A 12450-nucleotide genomic window follows, 5' to 3' on the forward strand; every position below is an offset into this window, starting at 1 on the left:
CTTTGGCCGGAGAGGCGAGGTTTTCCACGTTGTCCGCACGGTGGCATGCGCTTGCGGCGTGCAGCCCCCTCGGAACACGCGCGCATCAGTCAATTGACCTGCCGCGGGCGCCCTCCTAAAACTCCGCCGACATTGAAGAATTTGGCCGGACCGCGGCATTCAGGGAGAACAACGATGCGTGACGTCTTTATCTGCGATGCCGTGCGGACCCCGATCGGCCGTTTCGGCGGCTCGCTCGCCAAGGTGCGTGCCGACGATCTGGCCGCAGCCCCCATCAAGGCGTTGATGGCAAAGCACCCCAATCTCGATTGGGCGCAGGTGGACGAAGTGTTCTTCGGCTGCGCCAACCAGGCCGGCGAGGATAACCGCAACGTCGCGCGCATGGCGCTGCTGCTGGCGGGCCTGCCGGATTCGGTTCCCGGCCAGACCCTGAACCGGCTCTGCGCTTCGGGGCTGGATGCAGTCGGCGCAGCGGGCCGCGCCATCCGCGCCGGCGAGATCGAGCTCGCCATCGCCGGCGGCGTCGAGTCGATGACGCGCGCCCCCTTCGTGATGGGCAAGGCGCAGGAAGCCTTCTCGCGCTCGGCCGAGATCTTCGACACCACGATCGGCTGGCGCTTCATCAATCCGCTGCTCAAGACGCAGTACGGCGTCGATGCCATGCCTGAGACCGGCGAGAACGTCGCCGAGGAATTCCAGGTTTCGCGCGCCGACCAGGACGCCTTCGCCATCCGCTCGCAGCAGCGCGCGGGCGCGGCGATCGCGGCGGGCTATTTCGCCGAGGAAATCATCCCGATCACCATCCCCGGCGGGAAGGCCGGCCCTGTTACGATCGACAAGGACGAGCATCCGCGTCCCGAGACCACGCTGGAAGGCCTCGCCAAGCTGAAGCCGATCGTGCGCAATCCCGGCACCGTGACGGCCGGCAACGCGTCCGGCGTCAATGACGGCGCCGCCGCCATGATCCTGGCCTCCGAAGCTGCGGTGAAGAAGCACGGCCTGACGCCGCGGGCGCGCATCCTCGGGCTCGCTTCGGCCGGCGTGCCGCCGCGCATCATGGGCATTGGTCCCGTTCCGGCCACCCGCAAGCTGATGGAGCGGCTCGGCAAGAAGATCAGCGATTTCGACCTGATCGAGCTCAACGAAGCTTTCGCCTCGCAGGGCATCGCCTGCCTGCGCCAGCTCGGGGTCAAGGACGACGCCGATTTCGTCAATCCGCATGGCGGCGCCATCGCGCTCGGCCATCCGCTCGGCATGAGTGGCGCCCGCCTCGCCCTCACCGCCGTGCACGGCATGGAGAAGCGCGGCGGCAAGCTCGCGCTCGCCACCATGTGTGTCGGCGTCGGCCAGGGCGCAGCGGTTGCGATCGAGAAGCTGAACTGACGAGACGCGCGGCGTCTCGTCATCCCGGAGCCGCTCGTTGGAGTGGTATCCGGGATCTCCAGGTTCCGGGTTCAGCCCTGCGGGCTGCCCCGGAATGACAGCTTCGGGAAGCCGTGAAACCCGCTTCCCCAAATTAGTTATATCCTATAATGATTGGCGGAAGCGTTGTCCGGCCGGACTACAATGGCCGGGGAGGAGTTCGCCAATGACGTTCATCTATCCCACTGACAGCAACAAGGCGCATCCGCTGCCGCTGTCGCCCGACTACAAGAGCTCGATCAAGCGAGCGCCGAACAAGCCCCTGATCCCGATGCGCCATACGTTGTCGGAGCTGACCGGTCCGGTCTACGGACACGAGACCGTGCGGGAGGGCGACGACGATCTCACCCGCCAGCACAGCGGCGAGCCGCTCGGCGAGCGCATCATCGTGCACGGCCATGTGCGAGACGAGGACGGCCGCGGCGTGCCGAATTCATTGATCGAGATCTGGCAGGCCAATTCCTGCGGCCGCTATGTCCATGTCCGTGATCAGCACCCGGCGCCGCTCGATCCGAATTTCACCGGGGCGGGCCGCACCGTGAGCGATGCTTCCGGTTACTATCGCTTCGTCACCATCAAGCCCGGCGCCTACCCCTGGGGCAATCACCACAACGCCTGGCGCCCCGCGCACATCCATCTCTCGGTGTTCGGCTATTCCTTCGTCACGCGCCTCGTGACGCAGATGTACTTCCCGAACGATCCGCTGTTTCCGTTCGATCCGATCTTCAACTCGGTGCCGGACGAGAAGGCGCGGGCGCGGATGGTCTCGTCGTTCGATCTCGAGAACACGAAGCCCGAATGGGCGCTGTGCTACCGCTTTGACGTCGTGCTGCGCGGCAAGAACGCCACCCCCATGGAGAACCATTAAGTGCAAGAGTCTGTGAAGCCCGACGGGATCACCCCATCGCAGACCGTCGGTCCGTTCTTCAAATACGGCCTGACGCCGAACGGCGAGTACGCCTGGAACGACGCGTTCACCAACTCGACGCTGACCCCCGACGTCTCAGGCGATCGCATCCGCATCGAGGGCCGCGTGTTCGACGGCGACGGCGTTGCCGTGCCGGATTGCATGCTGGAGATCTGGCAGGCCGATGCGCAGGGACGCTTCGCCGACCCGCAGGACAAGCGTGCGTTGCCGAATGCGAATTTCCGCGGCTTTGCCCGCTGCGGCACCGACAAGGACGGCAACTACGCCTTCGAGACCATCAAGCCGGGCGGGGTGCCGGATCCCGGCGGCAAGCCGCAGGCGCCGCACATCCTGCTTGCGGTGTTCGGCCGCGGCATGCTGCGGCATCTCTACACCCGCATCTATTTCAGCGACGAGACCGGTAACGCCGCCGATCCCGTGCTTGCGCTGGTGCCGGCTGACCGCCGCGCCACGCTGACCGCGGCGCGCGAGGCGGGTAAGGCGGTCTACCGGCTCGACCTGCGGCTCCAGGGTGACGACGAGACGGTGTTCTTCGACGTCTGAGCGATTGCGTGCCGGCGACGTCGGGATGCCCGGCACGCGTTTCTCGTCTGGCGCAACCGCGGTGCTGCATCGAAGCTGGCTCGAGAGGTCTGGCCTCCCTGTATGTCAGCTTCACTGACTCAAAAAACGATTGTTCGACGCCCTGTGTCCGTAGTTTTGCGAGCATTCTTTTCGGAGATTTCGTCCCCGCGAAATCCCGTATTTACCGTATCCGGTTAGGGTTAGCGCTGTTTCGACGCGCGCACCGGATTATTTTCATGAAATTTCGCCTTTCGCTGTCCTCCGCGATCATCGCGTTCGGGATCGTGCTCGCCATCGGGTTCACTGCAGTCGTCTCCACCAGCCTCTATGCGCTGCGCGAGCTCAAGGTCGGCGGCCCGCTCTACTCCGACATCAAGCTGGGCAACGACCTGATCGCGGACATTCTGCCGCCACCGGAATATGTCATCGAAGCCTATCTCGAGGCGACCCTGGCCATGCGCGAGCCGGATCAGCTGGCGGCCCACGGTGAACGCCTGGTCCAGCTTCGCAAGGACTACGATGAACGCAAGGCGTTCTGGGTCTCCTCCAGCCTCTCGGCCGACCTGAAGACGGCGCTGGTGTCGAAGTCCGACGCCGAGGTCCAGAAGTTCTGGAAGGCGTCCGACCAGCTCCTGCCGGCGCTCAAGGCCAAGGACGCGGCGGCGTCCGAGCGCGCCTACGCGCAGCTCAAGGACGCCTACACGGGGCATCGCGCCGTGATCGACAGCATCGTCGAGAGCGCCAACAAGCGGAATGCCGCCATGGAGAAGCTGGCCGCGGACCGCGACAGCTCCATCCTCTATGTCCTCCTCGGCGTCTCCGCCGCCGTTCTCGCCTTCATCGCTGCGGGCCTGCTCGGCGTGGCCCTCGGCGTGGTCCGTCCGATCGTGCGCATGACGGATACGATGCAGAAGCTCGCGACCGGCGATCTCGCCGCCGACATTCCGTTCGCGCACCGCCGGGACGAGGTCGGCTCGATGGCGGGTGCGCTCCAGGTGTTCAAGCAGGCGGCGGTCGAAAACTTCCGCCTGCGCGAAGAACAGTTGCGGCAGGAGCAGGAGGCGGCGCTGGCCAAGCGTTCCGCCCTGCACCAGATGGCCGAGACCGTCGAGCGTGAGACCGGCCGCTCGGTCGACACGGCGAGCGCGGCAAGCCATGGCGTGGAACGGGCGGCTGCCAGCCTGTCCGAGATCGCAAATTCGCTCTCCGCCCAGTCGCAGGCGGTCGCGGCGGCTTCCACCCAGGCGCTCGGCAGCTCGCAGACCGTCTCGGCCGCAGCCGAAGAGCTCAGTGCTTCGATCCGCGAGATCGCGAGCCAAGTCGCACGGACCAGCACCGTCACCAAATCCGCGGTCGCCGGCCGCGAGCAGGCGCGCTCGACCATTCAGGCGCTGGCGGGTTCGGTGAAGAAGATCGCCGACGTCTCCGACCTCATCGGCGGCATCGCCGGCCAGACCAACCTCCTCGCGCTCAACGCCACGATCGAGGCGGCGCGCGCCGGCGAGGCCGGCCGCGGCTTCGCCGTGGTCGCTGCCGAGGTGAAATCCCTGTCCGACCAGACCGCCAAGTCCACCGAGGAGATCGGCCGGCTGATCGCAGAGATCCAGACTTCGACGCAGGCGGCGGTCGATGCCGTCGAGGCGATGGGGGGCCACATCGTCGAGATCGATGGCATGGCGACCTCGGTCGCCGCCGCGATGGAAGAGCAGGACGCCGCAACGCGGGAGATCACGCGGTCGATTTCCGAGTCCGCGTCCGCAGCACAGGAGGTCTCGGCCAAGATCGGCAACGTCAGCCGCGACGCCGCCTCCGTCAACCAGCGCGCCGCGGACGTCAGGCAGGCGATCGCCGGCATGGCGGCCAATCTCGAGCAGTTCCGGTCGGTCGTGGTGCGGACCGTGCGCGACTCGACCGCGGCCGCGTGAAGTCGGGCACGAGGTCCGCTGCTGGAGCCCGGGAGTGTGATCATGCAGTATGGCGCGGGACAGGGGCATGGTGGTTATGACACTTCCACAATTGCCGGCGGTCGTTGAGCCGGATCGACTGACCGTTGCGCTGCGCAGGGGCGGTGTGCTGGACGCCGGCGCCGTCCGCGAGGTGAAGGTGCTGCATCAGCACCCCGCCCTCGTGTCGCACGTCATCCGACTTGGACTGCGCTATGTCGGGGAATCCGCCGGGGCCCCGCAATCCCTCATCCTCAAGATGCCGCATTCGGCCTATGCCAAGTCGTTGGCCAATTCTGGTCGGCAGGAAGTGGCCTTCTACACCCGCCTTGCGCCCAATATGCCGTCGCAGATCGTGCCGCGCTGCTATGACGGCCATTTCGACGAGGAGAGCCAGGCTTGGTATCTCCTGCTCGAGGACCTCACCGACAGCCATGAGGTCGCAGCCGACTGGCCATTGCCGCCCTCGCGCGATCAGGCGATGGCGATCGTGACGGCGCTCGCCCGCTGGCATGCATCCTGGTGGGACCATCCGGGTCTTGGCGACACCGTCGGTACCTGGATGAGTCTCGATGACACGGCGAATCTGATGGAGACATTCGCCGGCCATTACGACCGCTTCGCCGATTTGCTCGGTGATCGCCTCAGTGAGGAGCGGCGGATCCTTTACCGGCGATTCATCGAGAAGGCGGAGCAGCTGTTGCAACGCTACCATTCGCATCGCTACGTGACCATTGCGCATGGCGATGCCCATACCTGGAACTTCCTGCTGCCGCGCGCAGGCGTGGCCGACACCGTGCGGATCTTCGATTTCGATCAGTGGCGCATCAATGTGCCGACGAACGATCTCGCCTATATGATGGCGACACAATGGTATCCGGAGCGCCGGCAGGCGCTCGAACGTCCACTGCTCAACCGTTACTACGAGCTGCTGATCGCGCATGGTGTTACCGGCTACACGCGCGGCGCGCTCGATCAGGACTATCGTCGGTCGGTGCTGTGGCACATCACCAAGCCGGTCTGGCAGTGGAGCATCGACATCCCGCCGGTGATCTGGTGGAACAACCTGGAGCGGGTGATGATGGCGGTCGATGATCTGGGCTGCGAGGAGTTGTTGTAGCCCGGCTCTTGTCCCGGGCGCGGTGCAGCGCGTCGCGGTGCGCCGCAGTACCGGGACCCATCGTGCCGCAGGCATGGGCCCCGGACGCAGCGCATCACTTGCGTGCTGCGCTGCGTCCGGGGCACGAGAGATCCGCTACTCCATCACCGCATGTTCCGGCCCCGCGGCCTGCTTGCGCAGCGCGGCCTTGGTCGAGCCGATCAGCAAGGCGAGCGGGATGGTGCAGAGGATGAAGACCATCACGAGCTGGTAGTCGTGCGCGAAGGCGATGATCTGCGCCTGCACGCTGACCATCCGGTCGGCCATGGCGCGGCCGACGTCGGTGGACAGATTGATCATGCCGCTGACGCTGGGCATCTGCAGCGCGTGGTTGAACGGATTGATGTGCTCGGACAGGATCGCATAGGTCCGCCGCGTGCCCTGCGTCAGCTCGGCGATGACGACGGAGATGCCGACTGAGCTCGCGACGTTGCGCATCAGGGTCAGCATCGCGGTGCCGTCGGTCCGCAGCTCGTTCGACAACGTCAGGAACGCCACGGTCGAGAGCGGCACGAACACGAGGCCGAAGCCGAAGCCCTGGATGACGCTGACGGTGACGATCTCCGGCACCTGGGTCAGGTCGGTCCAGCCTGTCATCTGGAACAGCGAGCCCGCGGTCAGCGTCAGGCCTGCGATGATCAGGGTGCGCGCCTCGAAATAGCGCATCATGCGGCCGACCAGCATCATGGCGAAGAAGGTGCCGATGCCGCGGCTCGCCAGCAGCAGGCCGGCGGTGATGATCGGATAGCCGATGACGTTCTGCATGTAGGGCGAGGCCAGCGCCATGGTCGAGAACAGCACGAGCCCCATCACGATCATGAACACGCAGCCGGTGACGAAGTTGCGATCCCGAAACAGCGCGAAACGAATGAACGGCGTCGAGGTCGTGAAGGAATGCGCCAGGAAGAAGTAGAAGGCGACGGCCGAGACGATGAACTCCGCGAGAATCTCATTGGATTCGAGCCAGCCCAATTGCTCGCCGCGGTCGAGTGCGAGCTGCAGCGCGCCGATCGAGATCGCCAACGCGGCGAAACCGAACCAGTCGAATTTGAGGCTGAGGTCCTTCCTGGTCTCGTCCATGAAGATGATCAGCCCGAGCACGGTGATGGCGCCGAACGGCAGATTGACGAAGAACACCCAGTGCCAGGAATAGGTCTCGGTCAGCCACGCGCCCAATGACGGACCCATGATCGGACCCATCATCACGCCCATGCCCCAGATCGACATCGCCTTGGCGCGCTCCTGGAGCGTGTAATAGTCGAGCATCACCGACTGCGACAACGGCACCAGCGCGGCGCCGAACACGCCTTGCAGCAGGCGGAACAGCACCATCTGGTTGATGTCCTGCGCGAGCCCGCACAGCACGGAGGCCATGGTGAAGCCGGCCGAGCAGATGATGAAGATGCGCTTGCGGCCGAAGCGGTTGGCGATCCAGCCCACCGGCGCCGTCATGATCGCGGCGGCGACGATATAGGATGTCAGCACCCAGTTGATCTGGTCCTGCGAGGCCGACAGCGTGCCCTGCATGTAGGGCAAAGCGACGTTGGCGATGGTGGTGTCCAGCGCCTGCATGATGGTCGCGGTCATGGCGCAGATCGTCACCATGTTCCGGCGCAGGCCGGGAACCATCAGGCTGGCATTGGCGTCCGACATCGGATCAGTCCCTGTCGCAGTCTCTCGCTTGGTCTCTATTTAGTCCTGGTCTTTGTCCTGCCCCGCGGTCGCCGACAGGCCGAACAGGCCGGCGAGCGAGCGCTTGTGGCCGGTGTCGATCGTGGCATAGACGCTCATGCCGGCCTTCAGCTTCCGCACGTATTTGTCGGTCTCGTCGAAATAGATCCTGATCGGCACGCGCTGGACCACCTTGACGAAATTGCCGGTGGCGTTCTGCGGCGGCAGGATCGCGAACTGCGCGCCGGTGCCGGGCGAGAGCGAGCCGATCCTGCCCTTGAAGACATGGTTCGGGAACGCGTCGACCTCGAGCGTCACCGGCTGTCCTTCCGTCACATAGGTGAGGTCGCTCTCCTTCGGATTGGCGTCGACCCAGGGATGGGCAACGTCGATGATGGAGAATACCGGCGTGCCGGCGGCGACGTAGCGGCCGAGCTGGATCTGCTCGACCTGCGTCGCCACGCCGTCCATCGGCGCGCGCAAGACGGTGTGATCGAGGTTGCGCTGGGCGTCGTCCAGCTTGGCTTTCGCCTGCGCGTAGGGCGGGAACTGCTCCAGCGGCAGCGCGGGATCGCCCAGCAACTGCGTCTTGGCGTTGGAGAGCTGCTGCTTGATGAACTGCGTCTGCGCGCTTGCGGTGACCAGTGCATTCGCTGCGTTGTCGAGATCGAGCTGCGAGCCGAAATTGTTCTTCACCAGAGCCTGCTTGCGCTCCACGTCGCGTTGCTTCAGTTCGACGCCCTGCTGGGCGAGGTTGAGCATGTCGCCGTAGATCTTGATGTTGGCGACGAGATTGTCATACGTCGTACGGGCCTGCGCGAGCTGCGCCTTGGCTTCATCCACCGCATGGCGGAACGGAACCGGGTCGATATCGAACAGCTCGTCGCCCCGTTTGACCGACTGGCCCTCTTTCACCACCACCTTCAGGATCTTGCCGGAGATGTCGGGCGTCACCAGCACCTTCTGCGCGCCGACATAGGCGTCGTCGGTGCCGACATAGCGCCCGCCATTGAGATAGAAGGTGAGGCCGCCGATGGCGGCGAGGACAGGCAGCACGATCAGGAGCAGGAAACGGCGATAGCGGCGCAGGCCCGCCACCAGGCGGCGGCGCGGATCGGTGCCGGCCTTCTTGGTGGGCTTGCCGCCGTCGCTCTTCTGCTCGGGCTGAAACTTGAGGACCTGATCAGCCATAGCGCTGCTCCCTACGCGCCTGTTCCGCGCCGCTGGTCTGGATCGCGGCCCGCACGTTTTCCTTGATGGTTTCGAGTTGGGTGAGGAGACGGTGGGCGTCTGCCGGATTGATGCCGTCGAGCGCGTTGGCGGTGATTTCGGACCTCAGCCCACTCATCCGGCCAAGCAGCTGCCGGCCGGCCTTCCTCAGGTAGAGACGCTTGACACGGCGGTCCGAGGCGTCGTTGCGCCGTTCGAGCCAGTCGTTGTCGCAGAGCTTGTCGATCAGGCGTGTCAGCGTGATCGGCTGCACCTCCAGGAGCTCGGCGAGCTCCGACTGTTTCATGCCCTCGCTGCGCTCCACCTTGGCCAGCACCGCCCATTGCGCACGGGTGATGCCGAAGCGCGATGCCTCCTTGTCGGCATAGAGGCGCAGCAGGCGGTAGAGCTCGGCGAGTGTGAACAGGAAGTTCTGGTCGACAGACCCGCGGGTCATGAGCTTGGTCTCCAATAAGCACGAGATATAATAAGCAAGCTTATGATTATTTCATGGCGGATTCCCGGGTGGCTGTCCCGCGGCGCCGGCATGGCTGGCAGCCGTTTGCAGTGTCGTGCTTTGGGTTCCCGGGCCGAAATGCTAAAAGGTCGGCCGCATGACCTTCGCGAACCCGGCATTTCCCGCGCCTGATCACGATCACCGCCGCTGCACCGCGGATGCACTGGCGCATGCCGAGGCGGTCTGCGAGCAGCGCGCGCAGAGATTCACGCCAATTCGCCGCCAGGTGCTGGGAGCGCTGCTCTCCAGCCACCGCCCGCTCGGCGCCTATGAGGTGATCGACGAACTCGCCAAGTCGATGGCGCGGCCGGCACCGATCACGGTCTATCGTGCCCTCGATTTCCTGATGGCCAACGGCCTCGTGCATCGCATCGAGAGCCGCAACGCCTATCTCGCCTGCGCCGCCCACGATCATGACGCGACCTCCGCGGTGGCGTTTCTGATCTGCGAGCGTTGCGGCCTGGTCGGGGAGATCCCGTCGGCGCCCTTCGCAAAGGACCTCAACGCCGCCGCGCGCAGCTCAGGCTTCGCCCCCAAACTGTCCGTGGTGGAGATCACGGGCGTGTGCACCCATTGTCAGAAAGCTGCATAGAGCAACAACGGCGCAAAGCCGGTATCCGGGAAGAAATGTCCTCAGCCCAAATCGTACCCTCCGCCGCACGTCCCCTCAGTGCCGGCGCCATCGCGCTGATGCTCATGCTGTGCCTGACCTGGGGGTTCAACCAGATCGCGGTGAAGCTGGTCTTGCCGGACATTCCGCCGATGCTCCAGGCCACGATCCGCTCGATGGGCGCGCTGCCGGTGCTGTTCATCATCGGCACCCTGCGTGGCGTCAATTTCTTCGAACGCGACGGCACCTGGAAGCCCGGCCTGATCGCCGGGTTGATGTTCGGCATCGAATTCGTGCTGATCTTCCAGGGACTGCGCTTCACGTCGGCTTCGCGTGCCGTGGTCTTCCTCTACACGGCGCCGTTCTTCGTGGCGCTCGGCTCCTACCAGGTGCTTGGCGAGCGTCTTGGCGGCTCGCAATGGCTCGGCCTCGCCATCAGCTTTGCCGGCGTCGCCCTCGCGATCGGCGTGCCGCAGCCCAATGTCGATTCGCATGTTCTGCTCGGCGATCTCATGATCGTCGGCGGCGCCGGGCTCTGGGCGGCGACGACGCTGGTTGCCAAGGGCACAAGGTTGCGGTTCGCCGCGCCCGAGAAGGCGCTGGGCTACCAGGTCGCCACCTCGATCCCGATTCTAGGGACGGCGGCCTGGCTGTTCGGCGAGTCCATCACGCACATGCCGGCGCCGCTGTCGCTTGGCCTGATGGCGTTCCAGGCGATCTGGGTGGTGGGAACCACGTTCACGCTTTGGTTCGCGCTGGTGAAGGCCTATTCGGCCAGCAAATTGTCGGCTTTTACCTTCATCACCCCTTTGTTTGGCGTGGTGGGTAGCTATTTCATCATGCACGACACCCTAAGCCTGGCGTTCGGGGCCGCCGCCGTCCTTGTAATTGCTGGGCTTTTCCTGGTTAACCGTCCGAGTGCGGCCGTTCAGGAGCTCCCTCTCCCGGTGCCGCAAGCTCGTAAGGGAGCTCCTGAACCGGAGGCCGCACTCGATTCATAAGTTCTTGGTATTCCTTTGAATTCGAAGTTCGCTCGGGGGCGCCGCAAGGGAGGCGAACTTCGAACTCAGAGGAATACCCTCATCGGCTGCGGCGCCGCGCGATGCATTGCTGAACGTCACCAAAACCTGATATTTGGACCCCATGAACAAGCTCGAAAACCTTCTCGATTCAGACATCGCGGGCCCGGCGCCCCGGCATCGGACCACCCAGGTCAAGGTCGGCAACGTCGCCGTCGGCGGCGGCGCGCCGATCGTCGTGCAGTCGATGACCAACACCGACACTGCCGATGTCGACAGCACCATCGCCCAGGTCGCAGCGCTCGCGCGCGCCGGCTCCGAAATGGTCCGTATCACCGTAGACCGCGAGGAGGCCGCTGCCGCCGTTCCGCACATTCGCGACGGCCTCGCCAAGCGCGGTATCACGACGCCCCTGATCGGCGACTTCCACTATATCGGCCACAAGCTGCTCGCGGCCTATCCGGCTTGCGCCGAGGCGCTCGCCAAGTACCGCATCAATCCCGGCAATGTCGGCTTCAAGGACAAGCGCGACACCCAGTTCGCCGACATCATCGAGATCGCGAACAAGAACGACAAGCCGGTCCGCATCGGCGCCAATTGGGGCTCGCTCGACCAGGAGCTTTTGACCAAGCTGATGGACGAGAACGCAGCCTCGCCCAATCCGCGCGACGTGCGCGCGGTGACGCGCGAGGCCATGGTGCAGTCCGCGCTGCTCTCGGCCGCGCGTGCCGAAGAGCTCGGCATGCCCAAGGACCGCATCATCCTCTCCGCAAAGGTCTCGGCGGTGCAGGATCTCATCGCGGTCTATCAGGATCTCGCGTCGCGCTCCGACTACGCCATCCATCTCGGCCTGACCGAAGCCGGCATGGGCTCGAAGGGGATCGTGGCGTCGTCGGCCGCGCTCGGCATCCTGCTGCAGCAGGGCATCGGCGACACTATCCGCATCTCGCTGACGCCGGAGCCCGGCGGCGACCGCACCCGTGAGGTGCAGGTCGGCCAGGAACTGCTGCAGACCATGGGCTTCCGTACCTTCGTGCCGCTGGTTGCGGCCTGCCCCGGCTGCGGCCGCACCACCTCGACCACGTTCCAGGAGCTGGCGCGCTCGATCCAGGATTTCATCCGCGACGAGATGCCGGCCTGGAAGACGAAATATCCCGGCGTGGAAGAGCTCAACGTCGCGGTGATGGGCTGCATCGTCAACGGCCCCGGCGAATCCAAGCACGCCAATATCGGCATCTCGCTGCCCGGCACCGGCGAAGCGCCGGCCGCGCCTGTCTTCGTCGACGGCAAGAAGTTCCGCACGCTGCGCGGGCCGACCATCTCCGCCGACTTCAAGGCGCTGGTGATCGACTACATCGACCAGCGCTACGGCCAGGGCGCCAAGGTGCCGGTGACCGCGGCGGAGTGA

The 12450-nt window shown here is 65.2% G+C and carries 11 protein-coding genes; 8 read left to right on the top strand and 3 right to left on the bottom strand.

Going from position 1 to position 12450, the window contains the following annotated elements; genetic code table 11:
• Positions 1-174: 174 nt before the first annotated feature.
• From pcaF to XH87_RS06880, 5 genes are all read left to right on the top strand, one after another.
• The gene (pcaF, locus tag XH87_RS06860) at positions 175-1383 is read left to right on the top strand and encodes a 3-oxoadipyl-CoA thiolase (protein ID WP_271586648.1); all 1209 of its coding nucleotides are present in this window, start codon (positions 175-177) and stop codon (positions 1381-1383) included.
• A 205-nt stretch (positions 1384-1588) separates the two neighbouring features.
• Positions 1589-2290, top strand: a complete 702-nt coding sequence (pcaH, locus tag XH87_RS06865) for a protocatechuate 3,4-dioxygenase subunit beta (RefSeq protein WP_158670057.1) — start codon at positions 1589-1591, stop codon at positions 2288-2290.
• The gene (gene pcaG, locus XH87_RS06870; RefSeq protein ID WP_271586649.1) at positions 2291-2893 is read left to right on the top strand and encodes a protocatechuate 3,4-dioxygenase subunit alpha; all 603 of its coding nucleotides are present in this window, start codon (positions 2291-2293) and stop codon (positions 2891-2893) included.
• 257 nt (positions 2894-3150) lie between these two features.
• Positions 3151-4839 carry a methyl-accepting chemotaxis protein gene (locus XH87_RS06875; RefSeq protein WP_271586650.1) on the top strand — a complete coding sequence of 563 codons (1689 nt, stop codon included), beginning with the start codon at positions 3151-3153 and terminating at the stop codon, positions 4837-4839.
• 49 nt (positions 4840-4888) lie between these two features.
• Complete coding sequence (locus XH87_RS06880; RefSeq protein WP_271586651.1) at positions 4889-5977, top strand: phosphotransferase; 1089 nt, start codon at positions 4889-4891, stop codon at positions 5975-5977.
• 135 nt (positions 5978-6112) lie between these two features.
• Here XH87_RS06880 and XH87_RS06885 read toward each other — a convergent pair whose 3' ends face one another.
• Genes XH87_RS06885 through XH87_RS06895 form a run of 3 tightly spaced genes read right to left on the bottom strand, consistent with a single transcriptional unit; the run spans position 6113 to position 9353 of the window.
• The gene (locus XH87_RS06885; RefSeq protein ID WP_158672080.1) at positions 6113-7669 is read right to left on the bottom strand and encodes an MDR family MFS transporter; all 1557 of its coding nucleotides are present in this window, start codon (positions 7667-7669) and stop codon (positions 6113-6115) included.
• Between the two features lie 39 nt (positions 7670-7708).
• Entirely contained in the window at positions 7709-8878 is a 1170-nt protein-coding gene (locus XH87_RS06890; protein WP_271586652.1) for an HlyD family secretion protein, read from the bottom strand.
• Positions 8871-9353: a MarR family winged helix-turn-helix transcriptional regulator gene (locus XH87_RS06895; RefSeq protein ID WP_271586653.1), complete on the bottom strand. Its 483-nt coding sequence runs from the start codon at positions 9351-9353 to the stop codon at positions 8871-8873. The genes XH87_RS06890 and XH87_RS06895 overlap by 8 nt, the downstream gene beginning before the upstream one ends.
• A gap of 157 nt (positions 9354-9510) precedes the next feature.
• Here XH87_RS06895 and XH87_RS06900 point away from each other — a divergent pair, with 157 nt between their 5' ends.
• From XH87_RS06900 to ispG, 3 genes are all read left to right on the top strand, one after another.
• Positions 9511-10005: a Fur family transcriptional regulator gene (locus XH87_RS06900; protein ID WP_271586654.1), complete on the top strand. Its 495-nt coding sequence runs from the start codon at positions 9511-9513 to the stop codon at positions 10003-10005.
• 35 nt (positions 10006-10040) lie between these two features.
• Positions 10041-11024, top strand: coding sequence for a DMT family transporter (locus XH87_RS06905; protein WP_271586655.1), 984 nt, complete (start codon positions 10041-10043; stop codon positions 11022-11024).
• 142 nt (positions 11025-11166) lie between these two features.
• Positions 11167-12450 (top strand): flavodoxin-dependent (E)-4-hydroxy-3-methylbut-2-enyl-diphosphate synthase, encoded by a 1284-nt coding sequence (gene ispG / locus XH87_RS06910; protein WP_271586656.1) that lies wholly within the window; start codon positions 11167-11169, stop codon positions 12448-12450.

Source organism: Bradyrhizobium sp. CCBAU 53415, from assembly GCF_028128735.1.
Taxonomy (GTDB): Bacteria; Pseudomonadota; Alphaproteobacteria; order Rhizobiales; family Xanthobacteraceae; genus Bradyrhizobium.

Coding starts and splice junctions, on each gene's coding strand:
- ispG (WP_271586656.1), top strand. CDS start 11,167: ATGAACAAGCTCGAAAACCTTCTCGATTCAGACATCGCGGGCCCGGCG.
- XH87_RS06885 (WP_158672080.1), bottom strand. CDS start 7,669: ATGTCGGACGCCAATGCCAGCCTGATGGTTCCCGGCCTGCGCCGGAAC.
- pcaF (WP_271586648.1), top strand. CDS start 175: ATGCGTGACGTCTTTATCTGCGATGCCGTGCGGACCCCGATCGGCCGT.
- XH87_RS06905 (WP_271586655.1), top strand. CDS start 10,041: ATGTCCTCAGCCCAAATCGTACCCTCCGCCGCACGTCCCCTCAGTGCC.
- XH87_RS06895 (WP_271586653.1), bottom strand. CDS start 9,353: ATGACCCGCGGGTCTGTCGACCAGAACTTCCTGTTCACACTCGCCGAG.
- XH87_RS06880 (WP_271586651.1), top strand. CDS start 4,889: ATGGCGCGGGACAGGGGCATGGTGGTTATGACACTTCCACAATTGCCG.
- XH87_RS06875 (WP_271586650.1), top strand. CDS start 3,151: ATGAAATTTCGCCTTTCGCTGTCCTCCGCGATCATCGCGTTCGGGATC.
- pcaH (WP_158670057.1), top strand. CDS start 1,589: ATGACGTTCATCTATCCCACTGACAGCAACAAGGCGCATCCGCTGCCG.
- XH87_RS06890 (WP_271586652.1), bottom strand. CDS start 8,878: ATGGCTGATCAGGTCCTCAAGTTTCAGCCCGAGCAGAAGAGCGACGGC.
- XH87_RS06900 (WP_271586654.1), top strand. CDS start 9,511: ATGACCTTCGCGAACCCGGCATTTCCCGCGCCTGATCACGATCACCGC.